14 protein-coding genes and 1 pseudogene are annotated in these 20,013 nt (G+C 36.1%); 3 read left to right on the top strand and 12 right to left on the bottom strand.

Annotation, left to right across the window (positions count from 1 at the left end):
* Positions 1-96 precede the first annotated feature (96 nt).
* From RCJ96_RS12050 to RCJ96_RS12040, 3 genes are all read right to left on the bottom strand, one after another.
* Entirely contained in the window at positions 97-2,079 is a 1,983-nt protein-coding gene (locus RCJ96_RS12050) for a HAMP domain-containing methyl-accepting chemotaxis protein (RefSeq protein WP_000533101.1), read from the bottom strand.
* A 204-nt stretch (positions 2,080-2,283) separates the two neighbouring features.
* Positions 2,284-3,333 (bottom strand): ribosome small subunit-dependent GTPase A, encoded by a 1,050-nt coding sequence (gene rsgA / locus RCJ96_RS12045; RefSeq protein ID WP_270794964.1) that lies wholly within the window; start codon positions 3,331-3,333, stop codon positions 2,284-2,286.
* Between the two features lie 182 nt (positions 3,334-3,515).
* Positions 3,516-4,043 carry a DinB family protein gene (locus tag RCJ96_RS12040; RefSeq protein ID WP_074607228.1) on the bottom strand — a complete coding sequence of 176 codons (528 nt, stop codon included), beginning with the start codon at positions 4,041-4,043 and terminating at the stop codon, positions 3,516-3,518.
* Positions 4,044-4,240: 197 nt separating this feature from the next.
* Here RCJ96_RS12040 and RCJ96_RS12035 point away from each other — a divergent pair, with 197 nt between their 5' ends.
* From RCJ96_RS12035 to RCJ96_RS12025, 3 genes and pseudogenes are all read left to right on the top strand, one after another.
* On the top strand, positions 4,241-4,588 hold the full coding sequence (locus RCJ96_RS12035) for a DUF4257 domain-containing protein (RefSeq protein ID WP_000426313.1): 348 nt from the start codon (positions 4,241-4,243) through the stop codon (positions 4,586-4,588).
* An 84-nt stretch (positions 4,589-4,672) separates the two neighbouring features.
* Positions 4,673-4,897 carry a hypothetical protein gene (locus tag RCJ96_RS12030; protein WP_000162601.1) on the top strand — a complete coding sequence of 75 codons (225 nt, stop codon included), beginning with the start codon at positions 4,673-4,675 and terminating at the stop codon, positions 4,895-4,897.
* A gap of 266 nt (positions 4,898-5,163) precedes the next feature.
* A pseudogene (locus tag RCJ96_RS12025) lies at positions 5,164-5,391 on the top strand (ArsR/SmtB family transcription factor); the annotation flags it as partial.
* Between the two features lie 112 nt (positions 5,392-5,503).
* Here RCJ96_RS12025 and galT read toward each other — a convergent pair.
* From galT to gnpA, 9 genes are all read right to left on the bottom strand, one after another.
* A complete protein-coding gene (gene galT / locus RCJ96_RS12020) occupies positions 5,504-6,994 on the bottom strand; it encodes a UDP-glucose--hexose-1-phosphate uridylyltransferase (RefSeq protein WP_074607224.1) in 1,491 nt (496 codons plus the stop codon).
* 404 nt (positions 6,995-7,398) lie between these two features.
* Positions 7,399-11,775: an endo-alpha-N-acetylgalactosaminidase family protein gene (locus RCJ96_RS12015; protein ID WP_074607223.1), complete on the bottom strand. Its 4,377-nt coding sequence runs from the start codon at positions 11,773-11,775 to the stop codon at positions 7,399-7,401.
* Between the two features lie 503 nt (positions 11,776-12,278).
* Positions 12,279-13,286, bottom strand: coding sequence for a tagatose-bisphosphate aldolase (gene lacD / locus RCJ96_RS12010; RefSeq protein WP_074607221.1), 1,008 nt, complete (start codon positions 13,284-13,286; stop codon positions 12,279-12,281).
* Between the two features lie 15 nt (positions 13,287-13,301).
* Positions 13,302-14,237, bottom strand: coding sequence for a hexose kinase (locus tag RCJ96_RS12005; RefSeq protein WP_074607219.1), 936 nt, complete (start codon positions 14,235-14,237; stop codon positions 13,302-13,304).
* 26 nt (positions 14,238-14,263) lie between these two features.
* Complete coding sequence (gene nagA, locus RCJ96_RS12000; protein WP_074607218.1) at positions 14,264-15,412, bottom strand: N-acetylglucosamine-6-phosphate deacetylase; 1,149 nt, start codon at positions 15,410-15,412, stop codon at positions 14,264-14,266.
* A gap of 20 nt (positions 15,413-15,432) precedes the next feature.
* Complete coding sequence (locus RCJ96_RS11995; protein WP_074607216.1) at positions 15,433-16,599, bottom strand: SIS domain-containing protein; 1,167 nt, start codon at positions 16,597-16,599, stop codon at positions 15,433-15,435.
* A gap of 68 nt (positions 16,600-16,667) precedes the next feature.
* Complete coding sequence (locus tag RCJ96_RS11990; RefSeq protein ID WP_048556911.1) at positions 16,668-17,564, bottom strand: ROK family protein; 897 nt, start codon at positions 17,562-17,564, stop codon at positions 16,668-16,670.
* Positions 17,565-17,672: 108 nt separating this feature from the next.
* On the bottom strand, positions 17,673-17,840 hold the full coding sequence (locus RCJ96_RS11985) for a DUF6903 family protein (RefSeq protein WP_000646587.1): 168 nt from the start codon (positions 17,838-17,840) through the stop codon (positions 17,673-17,675).
* Complete coding sequence (gene gnpA / locus RCJ96_RS11980; RefSeq protein WP_074607214.1) at positions 17,830-20,001, bottom strand: 1,3-beta-galactosyl-N-acetylhexosamine phosphorylase; 2,172 nt, start codon at positions 19,999-20,001, stop codon at positions 17,830-17,832. The genes RCJ96_RS11985 and gnpA overlap by 11 nt, the downstream gene beginning before the upstream one ends.
* Positions 20,002-20,013: the final 12 nt, after the last annotated feature.

The following is a 20,013-nucleotide window of genomic DNA, read 5'->3' as shown; positions in this document are numbered from 1 at the left end:
TAAACCTCATAAAAGTATTGTGTATTTCTATTTAATTTTACAAAAAAACAGACTACTCCAATAGCATACTGCTATCTTGGGGTAGTCTGTTCTCTATTAAACTTTAAATCTTTCAATTAATACTTGTAACTCTTCAGCCATTTGAGAAAGCGTACCAGCTGCAGAACCAATTTCCTCCATCGAAGCTAATTGTTCTTCCGCTGATGCTGCAACGTTTTGAGTACTCGTCGCATTATTCTGCGCTGTCATTGCAATTTGCCCAACCGAAATAGACACTTCATTTGCACCTTTTGACATCCCGTTAGCTGTTTCAACCATCGTTTTAATTTGATCTGCAATTTCATTTGTAGATTGTAAAATCTCAGTAAAGTTTTGCTTCGTTTCATTCGCAATAACAAGTCCAGATTGAACTTCCTCATTTACATGACCCATAGACTTTACCGTCTTACTCATGTCATCTTGTATTTCACATATTAATTTACTAATTTCACTAGAAGATACGCTAGACTTCTCAGCCAATTTACGTACTTCATCTGCAACAATTGCAAATCCTCTTCCATGCTCTCCTGCTCTTGCAGCTTCAATTGCTGCATTCAAAGCTAGAAGGTTTGTTTGATCTGCAATATTTTGAATGACTTCTAGTATGTCACCAATTTGCTTTGATTTATTATTTAATAACTGTATAACTTCATCCGATTGTGAAACAGATTCTGCAATAGACTGCATTTGGTTTACTGTTTTTCCTACTAGTTTTCCACCATCTTCTGCTTTTTCACGAGTATGAGCAGAAGCCGTATTAATCGATGATGAACTATTTGCTACATGCTGAATTCCTTCTGTTACATCAAATAATAACATTGCACCATTTTCTACACTTGTCGTTTGCGTTGTTGCCCCGCTCGATATTTCATCCATTGCCATCGTAATTTGCTCAGTCGCTTCACTCGCCTGTCTTACACTTGCCGTGAGCTCTTCTGATGCTGCTGCAACATGTCCAGCCGAAGTATTAATTCTTCCGATTAACGTTCGCAATGCATCAGTCATCTCATTAAATCCTTTTGCAAGTTGACCAATTTCATCATTAGAATGAATATCAATTGTTTGCGTTAAATCTCCCTCACTTATTTCTTTAGAAGTAGCAACTAATCTTTTTAATGGCTTCGTAATAGAAAGTGTCACGAAATAAATAAGAGCCCCGCCTATAACTAATGAAATGAACATAACAATTAACATATTATAAAATACAGGCTGCGCAGCTTCAATTACTTCATTTGAGTACATCGTCCCGCCAATTTTCCAACCCGTTTTTACATTTGTAGCAAATACCATTTGCTTTTCGCTACCGTCATACGTATATGAAAAAGCACCATGATTATCTTCATAAATTTTCTTCGCCCAAGAATCAGCTGCTTTTTCTCCTGACTTCTCTTGAGGATGTGCAATTATTTTTTGTTTCCCATCTAAAATGAAAGCATATCCTTTTTTACCAATATTGATTAACTTTGTTGTTTTTAATAGGTTATCTAAACTTAAATCTATCGCTACAACACCGTTTTTATCTTCTGCTTGTTTTGCAATCGTTACGACAATATGTCCATTTCCCTTTGCTTTATACGGCTCAGTAATTACAATACCACCTTGTTTTGCTACTGCATCTTTATACCAAGAACGTTCTGTTGGATCATAGTCTGCTGCCATTTGTATATTTGGTTCTTGTACAAATTTTTTATCATTTCCAGCAACATATACTTGTTCAACATCTTTATTCAAGTTGATATATTGAGATAACATTTTTCTTAATTCATCTTGATTATCCCCTTGATACATATTACCTTGAATCACCCGTGCAAAATTATTTACATCATTAAATTTTGCCTCAATCATTTGATTAATTAAATTATCTAATATTTTTATATTGTCGTGAGCACTACTCGTAATTTGTGATTCAAAATTCTTTTTAGCTGTTTGATAAGACATGCCTCCGATAATAGAGACAGCCGCAATTAAAATGACGAAAAATGAAATTAGTAGTTTTTTTGCTACTTTCATATCACGAAACGAATTTAATAGTCTACCCATTACAAACCTCCTGCTTTTCAATTTCAAAAGTTAAATTTAGTGAACTATAAATATTTCCCATTCCCTAATTATTATTTTCATAACCTATTATGATGAATACTTTGTAAAGTTTAAACAATTAACTTTCCTTTGTCTATATATACGAATAATATTATTATAAAATTTACAAATACAAAAAGCCAAAGGGAATCACCCTTTGACTTTTCACATTTTTTTATGCTGTTTAGAAATCTTTTTCCACTTATCACGCTCTGCTCTTGCAAGAACAGCATCTTGTTTTCTCATAAAATAGGCTAGTTCTCTTTGTAATTTTTTATAACTTTGTAAACGATTTATCGTAATAATTCCGTTATCAATTGCCTTATGCACTGCACACCCTGGCTCATTTTCATGCTTGCAGTCCCTAAAACGGCACGTTTTTGCTAGTTCTTCAATATCAGAAAATGTTGTTTGAATCGCATCGCTTCCTTCCCAAAGCTGTAGCTCCCTCATACCAGGAGTATCAATAACTAAACTACCACTCGGTAATCGGTACAATTCACGATGAGTTGTCGTATGTCTTCCTTTACTATCTTCCTCACGAATATCACCCGTTTTTGCTACTTCAATTCCAATGAGTGCATTTAATAAAGTAGATTTTCCAACCCCGGATGAACCGACTAAAGCAATTGTTTTTCCTGAAGTAACAAATTGTTGCAACGATTCAATACCAGTATGCTCTAAACTATCAACGACGAAGATCGGGACACCAATTGCTACAGCTTCTGTTTCTACAATTTTCTGTTCCACGTCTTCACATAAGCTACTCTTTGTTAAAACAATAACTGGCATTGCACCGCTTTCATATGCTAATAATAAATAACGTTCTATTCTTCTTACATTAAAATCCTGGTTCAGTGCATTCACTAAAAATAGATAATCTACATTTGCTGCTATTACTTGTTCTTCCGTTCGAGTACCAGCCTCTTGCCTAGAAAAAGAGCTTCTTCTAGGAAAAATACGATGAATAATTGCCTTCTTTTCATTCTCTATTTTCTTTATATACACCCAATCACCAACCGCTGGATAATCACCCTTCGTTACTGCTTCATGCCGAAACTTACCAGACAGCTCTGCCATATATTCACCATCATTACAAATAATTCGATATATATGCTTATGCTCGAGTAAAATACGCCCTACTTCAAAGTTCTCTACAGCTTGTTCCTCAAAAAAAGAATCCCAGCCGAACGATTCTAAAATATTTTGATTCAAATTGATATCCTCCCTAGTGTAAGCTAAGTGGAAGGATCGTGCGCTCACTTATATAGTATCGCCCTTTCCATCCACCTTTGTATTTGGTTTATGATTCATATAAGTTATTTTCGCCATAATACATCACCCCGTTCTCATTTTAATTACTCTCATTATATGGAATATTTATTTAAAAAGCTACCTCATTTAACGCAATTTTCAAATAATTTATTTTTCATCATTCTAATTTGCCCACGGTGACTAATCTCATCTTCTAGCACATGAAACCACAAATAGTACTGGTTATGCGCTACACCGTTAGGCCACTTTCTTTCTGACATTAGCCATGCATCATCTTGTTTACTCAAATACTTCAGGGATTCTTCTCGAATACTCTGTAAAAGTTGTACATAATACTTCATTTCATGACCACGGATTGTTCTCCCCACTTCGTCTAAATACAGTGCGTCTTCCCATATTTCTAATTCTTCCTTTGTAAAATCACGCTCTTCAAATGAAATAAGCTGATGTGCTTTTTCAATAGCTGCAATATGCTTTAATAAAGCTCCGATGGAATTCCCTCCACTTGGCATAATTGAATCTAATTGCTCAACTGATAGATTGTTTATTTCCTGTAATGTTACAGCCCTCGTATGCTCTAGCATACTTACTAATTCCCCTATATGTTTTGTATAACCATTCACACTTCTTATTCGGTAATCTATATTCATATCACGCACCCCTTTCTACATTCATATTAAGGAATAACTGCTTCGTATAATAGACTCCTATATATCAGATTTTTCTCATATAATTAAATTGAATATAGAACAAAAACCAAACAAACTTTCTCAATATGCTTCTATGAAATATTAAAAGGAATCAATATAAAATAATCGAATCTTATTCACTAAAAGGAGTGGATTCGATGGAAATGTATCAATGGCTAACTGCTATACTCGTTGGTGGCATTACCGGTTTCGTTTCCCATCTAATCAATAACCAAGGTAAGTTATTGCTTCCACGCCGTTTGAAGACTTTTTTTCACTTTGGGTTTTTGACTGATATTTTCACTGGTAGTCTAGCTGCACTTCTTGGACTCGTTTTATTTGATGTCACCTTAATAAAAGAAATTATTAAAGTATCCATTGTGACTGCTATTTCCGGTCAGACTTTTTTACTACATCAAGCTCTTGGTGGCGAACAGGCTAAAAATACGCAAATCGGGAAAGCTGATGAGAAGATTCAAGAAATTGACAAATTATTACGACGTTAGTCTATACTTTTTTTGAAAATTATTGCTATAATAAACAATAAATATTTTCTATTGCGTCGTTTGTCAGAAGAAAGGGTGTTTCGTATGACAAAAAAGAAAATAGAAGATTTCTTAACAGACACTGAAAAAGAGGAACTGCTAGAAAACTATAAATGTTTACGAGAAGCCCGCACAAAAAGCGAAGCTAACTATTTTGGAGAAGCAGTAAACCATCTATTAAATAAAGCTAAACAACGAATTATTAAAGATGCAGGCATACATGATGAAAATGCAGCAACTGTTCAATCAAAGAGAAAAGCACTGTTTTAGTTCATTAGCTAAAACAGTGCTTTTTATTATGTTATTTTTCACATTACTTTCACATCTATTTCACAATTATAAGTAGTCCTATATGTTATACTCAGTATATCCTTTTCCAAGGAGCTATATGCCGATATATGAATCCCTATCTTTATAGGGATTTTTATTTTTGGGCTCTTTTTTATTTGTAAAGACTTTATGACGCAATTCCTGTTTCACGATTCTCAGTTAGTCTTTCACTTTTTCTAAACAGAAATAAAGCTAAAATATATAATAACGCAGTAACTATGCTACTAGAAAAAAACGAACAATCTTGTGGCGCGTTAAACATTCCAATCGCGAAATCAACTTTATCACACCATTTCAAAGTTTTACGTGAATCCGGTGTTATGTATACACGCCTTGAAGGAACTCAACGTTTCATTTCAATTCGTGAAGATGACTTAAATGCTAGATTCCCCGGTTTATTAGATGTCATAATACATGCAACAGAACCATACTAAAACAACATCTCATAAGAATATGAGATGTTGTTTAGTTTTTTCTATTTTTTTAATACTGTGAAGCTTTATTCATTGAGGATTTTGTTCTTCACTATAACTACCAAATCCCTTCCTAAATTAAAGTTTGAATAAAACGTTTGAACGCTGATATCCCTTCTTCATCTCGTTTAAAAACACCAGCATCTTCAAGCGCCTGAATAAATTTCCGTCCCAATTCTTCTCTCATAATCTCCTGTATATTTTGTTCATTCATCCTATTTTCATATTTGGTTTTTAATTGTTCTGCCCATTGTATATGAGGTGCTGGAATATCATTTGGAATATTAAGTAAAAATTTCCCCACTTCCTGAAGTTCTGTTTTTAAACGAGCAGGAAGTACAGCTAGCCCCATTACTTCAATCAGACCGATATTTTCCTTTTTAATATGTTGTATTTCCACATGAGGGTGGAAAATACCCAGTGGATATTCCTCACTTGTATAATTGTTCCGTAAAACTAGATCCAATTCGTACATATTATTCCGGTAACGAGCAATAGGAGTAATCGTATTATGCGGAACATCATTCGTGAATGCAAATATATTAACAGAAGGATCACTATATCCCTTCCAACTCTCTAATATGTACTCCCCTGCATTTACTATTTGTTCTATGTCGTTACTTCTTAAGCGAATAACTGACATAGGCCATTTAATAATCGAACATTGTATTTTTGGAAAGTTAGTTAGTTCAAAAATTAGGTCGTTCGATGCATTTGCCATAGCAAATTCATAGTTTCCGCCTTGATAGTGATCATGTGTTAGAATAGATCCTCCTACAATTGGCAAATCTGCATTGGAACCGAGGAAATAATGCGGGAATTTTTCTACAAATTTTAACAAACGTAAAAATGTTTGACGATCAATTTTCATTTCCCGGTGGTCTGAGGACAATACAATACAGTGTTCATTGAAGTATATATACGGAGAATACTGTAGAAACCAGCTTTCATCTGTAATGTTCATTCGAATCATACGATGATTCGAGCGTGCAGGATGTCCAATTCTGCCCCTATATCCTTCATTCTCTATACAGAGTAAACATTTTGGATAATTTGTATTTTCCAATACTGTTTCTTTAGCAATTTGTTTAGGGTCTTTTTCTGGTTTTGATAAATTAATTGTTATATCAATGGCACCGTATTCCGTATTTACTTTATAATTTATATTTTTGGCAATTTGCTTCATTTGGATATAGTTGCTGTTTTTACTTAATTCATAGAAGTAATCTGTCGCAGCCTTCGGATTTTGTTCGTATTTTTCATAAAATAGAGAATTGATAACGGACGGTTTGGACATAAAAACATCCATAATTGCACTTGCTAAAATCTCCTTCTCATCCAGTACTTCCTCAATGACTTTATGCATACAAGCATATTCTATTAACTCTTCCAACAACTCCGAAATTACTTTCTTTGCAGGCCCAGGAGCTGGCGCTTCCACTACAAAGTCATCTAAACGAAGTAAGGAAAGGATTTTATTCCTTGTATATATTGCATCTTCTTGTTCAATCAATTGAATTTTGATAACACGATCAATTAACTGCTGGATAGCTTGATATATCATCAGCATTTACCTCCTCTAGTCTCATAGCGTTTTAGGTTGTTACGATGCAAGTTCTATGTACCTTTTATCATTTTATGAACGGACGTATGGGATAACCAACATTCGAATATACGTTTTACTTTCTCCGAAGAAGCTATTAGCATACTAGAATCGCCCGTTTAGCAAGCTATTTTGTTACATTATACGTACGTAAAAGCACTTCTACAATCAACATCTTGTCGTATTTTTTAGACATATTGCTTTTCACTTTTGCTATCTCACTAAAAACATACAAAAGAACATTTTTCAAAAGCAGTTTCCGATTATTTAATGAATACAATGAGACCTATCTCCTTCGAGATAGGTCTCTAATTTACGATATTACACTAGCTATAAAACTACCTTTTCCTTAAAATTCAGATTCTTTATCTCTGTGACGCTCCACCTGTAGTCACCTTTTCGATACGTAAATTATCTAAAATAAACGTACCCGCTCCGGTATCTCCATTTAAATTAGTTCCATCACTGAAAATTCCAACGTAAGTTTGACCGTTCTCAGAACCTGTCACAGTAAACTCTGCTGTTTTTGTGTCAGTAGATGCAGTAAGAGTGTTATTCACACTCAATCCCTTTGCACTCGCAATGTCTCGAACATCAATTTCTTGATCCCCTGAAATAAAGCGATATGCGTTTGCTGTTGTTTGATAGTCAAATGATACTTTATAAGTTACGCCAGATTCGAAATGGTAATTTTGAGGAATGGTACGGTACAGCAAACCTTTATTTCCAGTGTTTACTTTAACGGACCAATTCCCACCTAATACATCATCAACTAATTTTTTACCTGCCCATCCTTTTTGCGTATATGGAGCATGCAATTCCGACAAATGAATTCTGTTGTCTTCTACACCTTCTGTATTACCAATAACAAATGGGTAAATACCTTGTACTACCGATTCAAAATCTTGTTTAAATTCCGTCGGTGAGACATTATTTTTTAAAGACTTTTGAACAATTCGAATGTCATCAAATTTTGTGTTTCCTTTTCCAGAATCACGGCTTAGAGTTAATTTAGCCTTATTAGATGCAGCTGTAAAACTCACTTGCATGATTTGCATTTTGCTATTATATCCATCATTTGTGGCATGTGAATCTGCCTTAACATAGTTCTTTTGCAGGCTGCGAAGTGTGTAATTGCTAGCATCTTCTTTCCCACCTGTTACTGTAATTCCGGCCTTTACATCACTATTGTTTTCAACATATACTTCTGCTACGTAATCTTTACCTGGTTCCAAACCAGTAAGGACACGGGAAACAGTTGTATCTTTTGATGGACTATCAATGTTTAAGTAGTAATCTCCACTACTTACATTACGGTTGTTTCCAGTTTGATTCGTTCTGATGACGCTTACTGCTTTATTATCACCCTCAATAGTTGTATATGCGCTTACTTTTCCTGTATTGAATCCCCCATCATATATATGAGCATCCTTGCCCCAATTGTAGTCAAGGATTTCCAAACCCTTATCTCTTTTTGGTACGACAACATAAGGAGTTGCGGCACTAGCTGTCAAAGTTATCTTATTATTCACGACCTTTACTTCTTTCATATCTGTTCTACCTTGATCTGTCAATTTGTATACATAAACAGTAGTGGCATTTTTATATTCATCTGGAAGTGTCCAAGTCGTTGTACCACCTTCCAAATTCCAGTGATATAATTTTTCTGAATCAGCAGTTGGATTTTTAAAGTCTTGTTTCACCCAAGGAATTAAATACGCATGGCCATCAAGTATAACATTTCCATTTAGCTTAATAACACGTTCTCTAGCATTGTCTTTTCTAGTTACATCGACAACATCCCCATTGCTTGGGTCCTTCAATTTTATTTCCTTTTCTAAATTCGTCTTGCTTTTATCCCCTTCTACATCTGTCCAGTTCGTTACATAATATTTTTGTAAGAATTTAGTAGGTAAATTCGTATCAAATGTCATACGAATAAAGTTATCGAAATTCTTATCAGATTGCCATCCTTCGAAACCAGCTAATTCAAATCCACCAAGCAATGGATGGTCAGCAGTTCCACCTACTTCAGGCCAATTTAACACCCATGAGTCTCTTTGGTGATTACTAATAAAGCGCAGTACTTCTGAGTTAATACCTTTACTTTCCGGTCCACCGTAGTTTTTATCAGTAGCCCAATGTTGCCACGTTGAATAATTGGCCATAGAACCACCAAATTCGGTTGTTAATCTCCAACCTCTATCTTTAAATTGATCTGCTATTCTATTTGATTCCCATTGATTTTGATACCATACATCCAAATAAATAAAGTCAAGATCAGGAGCAGCAGTTTTCAATTCATCAAGTCTTTTCGCACGCGATCCAGAATACAAATCTTTTAATTTATTAATTGTGTAAGATTGATCTAACCATCCCCATCCTAACGAACTTGGACGATCAATAAAATCATTATTGAAAGCTTTTGCTTCTGGATAAGTTTCTTGAGCATTTATATGGACACCAAATTGGGTATTATACTTATGTCCCTCTTTAATAAGCGTATTTAAATCTTTAACGCCTCCCATACGTTCGCCCACATCACCATAATCTGGATGACCACTATCATGCCCTTCGTTTGCATATCCTTTTAATATGACCGCTTGCCCCAATTCATCTGTAGCAAGAGCAACCTTTTTCACATTATCGGATGTTTTTAAGAATGGTTGTTGCGCTTGTGAGCCGAAATTCATTGCAATACGCATTCCAACATTATTGTTTACATCTTGGTATCCTTTAATGTCTTGCATAATATCACGGTATGCAATCGCCGCATCTTGCCAGTCTGCCTTATTATCATTATTCAAATCTTTAGCAATAGCTATTTTAATAGTTGGTTTATCTTTTTGTGGTTCTGGCATAAAATCTCTTTGATAATAAAGTGCACTAGAACTGATTCCCATTGCTTTAGCACCATTTTTATTTACATATCGATTTGCAACTAAATTTTTATAGCCGTCCACTTCTGAACTAGACCATACACCTGCGCTCAATTCGTCAGCTGACAAGAATGCTATATAATTTTTAGTAGATGTACCTATTTCTCCCATAGAAGAATCTACGCTTACATCTACATCACCTGTTTTCCTAACATCTGTACTAATATTCGTTAATTTAGCTTTTGCACCTTTTTGTTCCGAATTTACCGATATAAAGTTCATATCAGCAAACTCAACCGTCTCGATTTTGGCACTACCATTATTCTTAATTTCATCGAAACTATAAACAACCTCATTATCATTCACCTTTAAAGATACCTTAAATACCGCATCAAGATTTTTCATTTCATCTACAACTTTTAATGTATATAGCGCTTCACTATCGTTTAACTTTTCAAAGATTACTTTAGGATAGTATAGTCCACCATTTACTTTCAATCCGTAAACAGGAGCTTCCTGTCCGCTCATTACTTTATCGCCCACTTTGTATTTCACAATCCGCGGGAATACTTGGTCAATTGTGACGTCCATATACTTTGACTTTATTATATTTTCTACTGGTTGAGTATCTGGAGGCTTTGGTGCACTATATTCCTTTATTTTGACATTTGAAATCGTAATATCGGCAGCACCTCGGCTTTTTTCAAATCCTAGTAAGCCAGCTTGATCTACACCACCTGTTAAAGTCCAAGAATCTACCTTTTTACCATCAATGTATAACGTCGCAACATCGTCCATGAATACTAAACGTAAATGGTATGTTTGTTTTGCTTTTAACGGCACGTTTGAAGTCATCGACGTCCAATTGTTTATAGGGCCAAAAGTTTCTCCAAAATACTGATCGTTCGTATCCCCTGTTCCCACATATGTGTATGTAGATGAATTTTGAACACGATAGATGAATCCAAAACGATTCATCTTATCAGTATTAGTAGTAACATCCGCTTCAAAAACACCATTTTTAATCGCCTTCATTTGGTTGTAGACAATTCGATTCTTTTGGGTAGATGTAACACCGAAAGTGGCTGAACCATCTTCATTATAGGTAACTTTTCCGTCACCTGAGATAATTTTCAAGTCACCTTCTTCCAATTTATTATCCGTAATGTCGACAAGTTTTTCATTGCCTGGATCTGTGCCTCCATCCCCAGGCGCCTTTCCTAATTCAATGAGTACTTGACTATTTTTATCTCCATAAGCCCCAAGTTTAATCGCTTCCTTACCTGTAAGAAGGTTATTTACATCATTAGATAAGGTAACCGGTCCAAATAAATCTTTTCCATCTAACGTAATATTCAAAGTGGTTTTATTATAATCAATTTTAATAGAGTGCGAAGTTCCAGCCTCTGGAAGTAGAACATTAGGTCTAGTTTTTAGCCATTCACCTTTCCCTTGATATTTGTATTCGTAGAACCACCCAAGTGAGTCGTAGCCTACAAAAACGAAATTATTATTGTCAATATAATGAGGATAGAAGCCGAATCTAGTATCTTCTCCCTTAGTTTCTGGAATAAAACTATATTCCATCGTTCCTGATTCTTTAGCGACTTTATTCTGCTCTTGAAAAACTGCAGCTTTAGCCCCATTATCGTTGCCAGCACCTGCTCCAAGCCTTGCATATGACTTACCATTTTGTTCTATTAATGCATTGATTTCGTTTCCAACAGATGAAATTGTAACCCATGGATTAGACGTATTTGCCCCTACATGCAGCGGCACAATCATGCTTACTAAAAGTGTTGGCACAATCAACATACATGCAAGAAGGGTATTAAAAACTCTCTTGAAATGCTTATTTTCCAATTCTTCTCCTCCTTTGAATTTAAAATTTTGGTTAAAGACGATACCTGGACATTAATTTTTAAATAAACAAAAACCTGAAAGGCACCGCTTTCACTTATGTTTAGAATAGTTTTTTTAAAGTGCCTCCACAATAAAGATATTGTTTCTTTTTTTAGGTATATTGTCTTTTTAAAAACGCTTACAATACAAAGATATTGTTAGCTTTTTTAAGTGTATTTTTTGGCGAAACCCCACTAAAATTCAATTAGTTTGATTGTACATGGCTATTAGTACTTACCATTTTCTTTATATATAAAGGGTCCCCATATACCTTTACCCGAAGCTATAGTTACTACTGCCCTTGCTATTCTCGATTTTCATTCTAGGGTTTTCACCATGTTGGACACACTAAAAAAAGAGCAGACGAATGTCTGCTCTTAATTTGTCATTCCGTTTAAAAATTGATTCTGATGCAATTATCACTTAAAGCTAGAAAAAGGACATATAGAAGGAAAGATATCGTACTAACTTTGAAGATCCGCTGTTTGTTTTACTTTAGCAAACCATGAGTTGGCTGTCTCTTTCAACACAAGATTTAGTTCTTCAGCGTTCCTTTTACCAGTATCTTTTAACCAATCACGACCTGCTTGTTCCCCGCTTATAGCAAAAGGTGCCACACCGTCCTTCCAGGTTGCCCGACCACATAACACTCCGTTAAAGGTAGAACCGGATTCTTTAGCAAATTTCAATGTTTCTTGGAATAATTTAGCACTTACACCTGCACTTAAGAAGATAAACGGCAGCTCAGTTACTTCACTTTGTTCTTTGAAAAAAGAAGCAGCTTCTTCTTTTCTGTAAACGAATTCACCTGTCGTATACCCTTCCACAAAATTCATATCCACCGGAACCTCTACTTTTAAAACATCTACTTGGTATTGAGATTTCGAGAACTCCTTCATAGCCTCAATCACTTTATGTGGTTTTATTTTTGCGTACTCTTTACTTTTCGCATCATCATTTTCAGCATCATAAGTAACAATCTCCAAGAAAAATGGAATATCTTCAGCAGCACACTCAGATCCGATACGTTCCATATAGACATGTTTATAGTTATTAATTTTTTCATCTTCATCGAAATCATAGTAGAGTAAGAATTTAATAGCATCGGCACCTGCTGCCTTTAATCGTTTCACTGACCATTCCGATAATAAATCTGGTAACCGTCCTACTTCTGACGCATCGTATCCGGTTTTTTCATACGCTACTATTAAGCCTGATTCTTTATGTCGGACCTTTGCCGCTGGCAGTCCGTATTCCGGGTCCAAAAGAATTGCTGTTGCAAATGGTGTTAATTCCTCAGAAACCAATTCTTTGAAACGGATAATGCCCTCATCTCCAACATGACTTGCACCGCCAGACGCAATCATTTTTTTCAATGAACCGCGTTGATCAATAGCCAATGCTCCAATTATGCCATTTTCAGCAGATAAACGTTTTAGAGCTCCCAATTTATTCTTGGTTAGTTCTAACATCAACATTCTCCTCTACTAATCTATTTTTTCAATTTTAATGAGATCAAAGTATTGTTTAAACTTATTTATATTAATATAACCAGTACCAACTTCCATCGTATTTAATATTCCTGTAGTCATCGACGTTTTAAGAACAGTCTCAACCGTTTGATTTTGATATAATGCCACAGCTAGCCCTGCAACTGTCGCATCACCAGATCCAACTGGATTGACCACTTCTATTTTTGGAACCGTAACTTGGTAATAGTCCTCACCATTCCTGACAAAGGCACCTTCACTACCCAATGACACGATAATCCACTCAATTCCAGTAAATAGTTCATGGTTTAATGCTTGCTTCAAATCTATGATTCCCATTTCCATGTTAATGCCCAACAACTGAGATAATTCTGCTTTATTTGGTTTGATGGCAAATGGTTTTTCCTTATGCACCAAGGCGTTTTTCAAAGATTTCCCTGATGAATCTATAATCACTGGAATTCCATTGTTATTACAGATTTCTAACATTTGATAATAAAAGTTAGTCGGTAACCCTTTCGGCAAACTACCTGAAATTGTCACAAGTGAAGCTGTTGTAAGCAAACATTCAAATTTTTCTAAAAAAGTTACCCCTTCTTCATTGGATAATGTCGGCCCTGATTCTAAAATCTCTGTTTGCATCCCTTCATGAAGAATGGCAATACAATTTCTTGATTCTTTTTTAATTTTTAAAAAGTCATTTGGAATATTGTTTTTATTTAATTCTTGAATAATGTATTCGCCAATCGTACCACCAATCACACCTGTCGCTAGAACAGCTTCTTCCATTTGAGCGATCACTCGCGCCACATTCAATCCTTTTCCACCAGCAGTTTTATGAACTGTTTCCACACGGTTAACAACATCTAACTTTAATTCATGAGTCGAATAGGAAATATCGACAGATGGATTCATGGTGACAGATAAAATCATTTGAAATCCCTCTTTCAGAAAAATATTTAAGCTTGAAAATGGCACACACCATCAAGATAGGTAGCTGCTAAATCCATCGCTGGCGTCAGTACTATAAAGTCAGCGGCATATCCTTCAGCGATTTTCCCACATTCGCCATCTAGTTGAATACTTTTAGCTGGTGCAGTACTCGCCATGTAAATTGCTTGCTCGGGCGCGGCAATTCCCCAATCGACGACATTTTTGACAGCATCTTTTAATTGCAAAATGCTACCTGCTAAACTTCCGCTTTCCAAACGAGCCATCCCACCTTTTACTTTCACAGGAAATTCTCCCAATTGATACGTTCCTTCAGGCATACCTCCGGCCATCATACAATCGGATACCATTACAACCTCTTCTCTGTCACGGACATTCATTAAAATATTTAAAGCAACAGGATGAACATGATGTCCATCACATATGATTTCGGTAAAAACATCTTTTAAATTCATGGCTGCTCCAACCATCCCTGGCTCACGATGGTGCAGCGGACTCATACCATTGAAAGTATGAACAAAAACGGATGCGCCTTTTTCACTAGCTTGCTTGGCTTCTTCATAAGTTGCATCACTATGGGCCAATGCTACTATAATCTCTTCTCCTACAGCATATTCAATGAATTCCGCTGCTCCTTTTCTTTCAGGTGCAATCGCAATTTTTTTAATAGAATCATTTGATAATTTCTGCCAACCTTTCAACATATCAACTGATGGGTCACAAAAATATTTCGTGTTTTGTGCTCCTTTATGCTTTTCAGTAAAAAACGGCCCTTCTAAAAAGATCCCTTTAATTTTTGCGCCCTGTACTTTTTTGTAATTGGCACCAATCATTTCAACGACATTATTCAACGATTCTATTGAGGATGTTAAAGTTGTCGGTAAAAAGGATGTAACGCCGCAAGAAAGGAGTCCTACCGATATTTGATTTAGTCCTTCAAAATTATTGTCCATAACGTCGTGATTTCTAAAACCATGAATATGTGTATCCACTAGACCAGGAGCAATCCAATATCCTGCATAATCGATGATTTCTTCCGCTTCTTCTGGCCTGTTATCTAAAAAGATACCGAATTTTCCATCTTTTATCTCCAAAAAACCAGGACCTACGACCTTCCCCTCAAGAAAAAACTTATCTGCAAAGATAAAAATAGACATGTATGTTTCCCCTAACCTAGTTACTCATATTCGTAGATAGTAACACCTTTAACGACACGGTTCACCGTTCCTGTCGGTGAAGGTGTATCTGGTGTATTACCTACTTTCACGGAGGCTAACAGTGATATTGTTTGCCCAATCATAACAAAAGGTAATGCTAAGTAAGCATCTGGTACAGACTGTGCCTCGCTACCAAATACAAACCTATTCCCAGCGTAATTCGTTTCTCCATTAACCTCGATGGCACATATATAGCTGGCAATGTTGTCTTGTTGCATTTCGTTTAACATATCTAAATCATATTGACGTGTATATGGATTGTTAGAAACAAACACAAAAACTAATGATTTTTCGTTTACAAATGATTTTGGACCGTGCCGGAATCCTAGTGGTGAATCAAAAGCGGTGACAATTTTTCCAGCTGTCAGTTCTAATATTTTTAATTGTGATTCTTTCGCTAAACCTTCTAAACTACCAGAACCTAAGTAAATAATTCGGTCAAAATCCAAATCTACTATCTTTTGGATAGCATCTTCTCTTTGAATGACACTTTCACCCATTTGATAAATTTCTTTCACTATCTTTGATTTTTCTTCAGTCGATATAGAATCAAAAACAAGTAATGCCGTTAACGCCATGCAAGTATAACTCCCTGTCATTGCAAAACCATGATCATTTGATTTTTCGGGCATCAATAGCAATAAGTTTTTGTCATTATTCACGGCCTGTTTAGCTAATTTTCCATCTTTCGCACAAGTAATCGTTATTTGATACAAATCGCTTACTATTTGCTCAGCTAATTGTACGGAAGCGACACTTTCTGGGCTGTTCCCGCTTCTAGCAAATGAAACGAGTAAGGTTGGAAAATCCTTTTTGAAAAATTGGTAAGGATTTGAAACTAACGTAGTTGTCGGGATACTTAGTACTTCCCACTGTTGTTCATCTACTTTTTCTATTACATAAGGGGTGACTGTATCACCGACATAAGCAGACGTTCCAGCACCTGTAAAAATAACTCGAACCCGATTATGTTTCGTTACTATTTTTTGCAAAAACTCATCAATTCTCTCGCTCTTCTCCATATACAAAGCAAAGGTTTCAATCCATAAATCAGGCTGCCGTCTTATTTCCGCCGTTGTTATCGATGCGCCTAACGAAACTAATTTTTCTTGACTTAATGTAAACATATTCGTCACTCCTCTACCTATTTGCCATCATTCTCTCCATAAAAGAAAAGAAGACCAGCATCGCCTCATTACATACCTTCAAATACTCGTAATCCCGCACCAACAACTCCATTATTTTGTGCCAATGTACTGATGCTCATCTGCTCCAAAAGATGTTGTTGCTCAGGAAGCTGAAAACTCTTTAGCTTCACTTTGATCAACTCCAGTAGAAATGGATTTTTCACAATGACACTGCCACCAAAAACCATTCTATGTGGATCTAATAAACAGGAAATCTTATAAAGACCTTGAGCTAAATAATCAGTTACCTCATTGATAATGGACTGATATTCTGGTACCCCATTTATATAACTAGCAAAAACATCTTTTGTTGAAATCGTACCTACCTGTAAGTCTCTTTCGGCTATTCTCTGGATCCCTGGCCCAGCAGCGATTTTTTCTAATCGTTCATTGATCCCCTTCGATAGAACAGGGATCAAACCTAGTTCTCCAGCAAATCCTGCTCCCCTAAAAAATGAGCCTTTATGAATGATAGAACAAGATATTCCCGTACTTATAGTCACGTAGACAAAGGTTTCATTTCCTTTTACATGTGCTGCTCTCCATTCAGCAAAAGCCGCCATATAGACATCATTGTCAATCGTAATCCGCTGGATTCCAAATTGCTCCTGCAAACGGACTGAAATAGGAAACTGGCTCCACGGTAAATTGTTTTGAAAAACGGCAATTCCATTCTCACAATCCACTTTTCCCGGTACTCCAACGCCAATACCCTCAATATCAGAGATGGAAACTGATAATTTTCTGAGAACTTGTTCCACAGCTTCTACAACTCTACCAAACATTTTTTCCCGGTCTAAAGGATCACTTTTTACTTCCGTACGTTCGAGCAGTTCGCCTGTATCTGAAACAACTCCCGCTGCAATCTTCGTTCCTCCAATATCAATACCGACTGCCTTTTTCATTTGTCTGCACCCCTAAGTTTGTATTTGATGCACTGAGTAGTTTTCTATGTTCATTATCGTTGAACATAGACCTGCGATTTCGTAATCAATCCACTTGCCCCAATTGATTTATACGTATTTCCGATTGTAATTATAAAGCAGCCCTAAGAGACCAGCTAATCCAATTAACATCATACCCAGTTCAAATTTACCAGCTGTCTTTTGGTAGACGATAATGAAAGATAGGCATACGAGAAACACAACAATTTTAATAACGAATACGATATTAGCCTTCATTTGAAAAATCCTCCCACCTGATTTCACTAGGTGCCAACGTCACTTCTATCCTGTTTCCTTGTCCATCGTAGACAAACGTCATTTGTTCGACCATCGAATTGTTAACAATCGCCATTTTTCGGATGGATGGATATGCATGAACTTCACAATAAATGTTGCTCGCATGATACTTTTGAAATTCTTCTTCTTTATGGGCAGCATAGTATAACGCACGCATCAGCAGACGTGTATTTTCTTCGCTGTATGGAAGCCCTGCTATATAGACAGCTCTGCCTTCTCCAAACGGATGAGCAGAAAGATGAACTTCCCCATTTGAATATTCGATTATTTCGGTTTCTTCTGATAACGCATAAATATTTTTCATTCCTTCACCAAAATTAAATTGGGTGCTGTCAGCAGAAATAAAATGATTTTCAACAGGATTAATAAAATATTTATCTGTTGATAAGCTGAATCCGAGTTCCTTGTCAACGCCTAAGACATTTGCCAATTGAAAATAATGTCCTTCATGCTGATAAGCTGTAGGTTCTCCAATACCTATGAATCCTCCGCCATTATACATCCAAGCTCTGATTGTAGTGACTAACTTTTCATTAATCCAATTAGCCCCCCCTGAAAAAGCTGTGCCCACATCTCCGGCATTAATGATTACATCAATATCCTCTGGTATCCCATCATTCATGACATCATCAAAACTAATGAACGAAACCTCCACGGCAGCCCCACTCAAGGACTCTAAAACGCCTAAATAAGAATAAATTTGTTTATACCATAGTGCATGAGCAACCATATGTGTTTGCCAAGTTCTCAACTTGCCCCAAGAATTCAAAATCGCAACTTTAAGACCGCTATATGGTTTCACACCTTTGATTGTGTCATGAATTTCACGAAATTCCTCAGTAACTTTTTCAATATAGGAGATGAATTCTGGAAATTGATATGCTAGACTTAAATACCCCCCATATCCGATACGATCAACAGGATTACGCAGTATAGCTCTACGCGCCGTTAGCCAATTTTCATTCGCTTCAATCGTCGGGTTGTTACCTTCGTAAAAAGTATCTGGAAAGAAATAAGGTAAGAACCGCCCTTCCGTATATCGAACATGTGGTATATCTGCAATCATACGCAATGTGGCTCCACCGCCCACACTGCCTACAACTGCATCCAATCCGATATTTTCAAAGTATTTTCCATATGGTTCTGTCCCAATCCAGTTATCACCAAGGAACATCATTGCTTCTTTTCCACTTTCATGGACAATATCCACAAGTTTCTTTGCTTCTTCAGCAACGAACTTATGAACAAAATCTATATAATCTAAAAAAGCTGGGGTTGGAATTCGAAACGAAGTATTATAATAACCTTGATCAACAATGTCCTCTGGTCTTAAGCGATAGCCTTTTTCTTTTTGAAAAGCATCCAAAGCAGCAACTGAAACACTAGCACCATATCCGAACCAATCGACAAACTTCTCTTTGCCAAGATTATTGAATACAAGGGTAAAATGATAGAAAAACGTTGTAAACCTGACCACATCTGTATCCGGATTTTCTGTCAGCCATTGTTTTAAATAGGTTTTCATAAATTCATTAGAATGTGGCTGCCTGACATCAAAAGGAATATCATGTGGCTTATCTCCCCAATTATTAGTAATATGATTGTACATTTGGGTTGGATCCCAAATCGCATAGACTAGGAATGAAACCGTATATTCATGCCAAGGAATCGCCTTCGTAATCAAAACACGATTTTGATCTTTGTTTACTTCCCAATCATTAACGTCAACAACTTCTCCTGTTGTCCGATCAATAACCTCCCAGTATTTTTTTGGACTGTGAACGTAATCCGGTTTTAATTGTTCCTCAAAGTAGCCTTTCATAAAATCAATTTCGAGGGTGTCAGTAATCGCAGTATTGAACAAGCTCATTAAATAAAGTTGCTGGCATTCATCCATATGCTTCTCTGCGAACTCATTGTGAGCTCGAGCAACAAAATAGGTCGTATAAATTTTCGCATCCAATTGTTTAATATCATTATCTAGTTTTGTTCCATCACTATCGCGAATCGCATCTGCACCCCATCGTTCCATTAATTCTTTCGTTTCCTTAAGAAAATTTTCTTCACTCGGTAAAGTAACTCGGCCTGTTCTCCTTTTCATGTAAATCCTCCT

The organism is Bacillus sp. BSL6 (genome assembly GCF_052928345.1).
The sequence above is the reverse complement of the archived record's forward strand: the minus strand, read 5'-3'. Positions and strand labels throughout refer to the sequence as shown.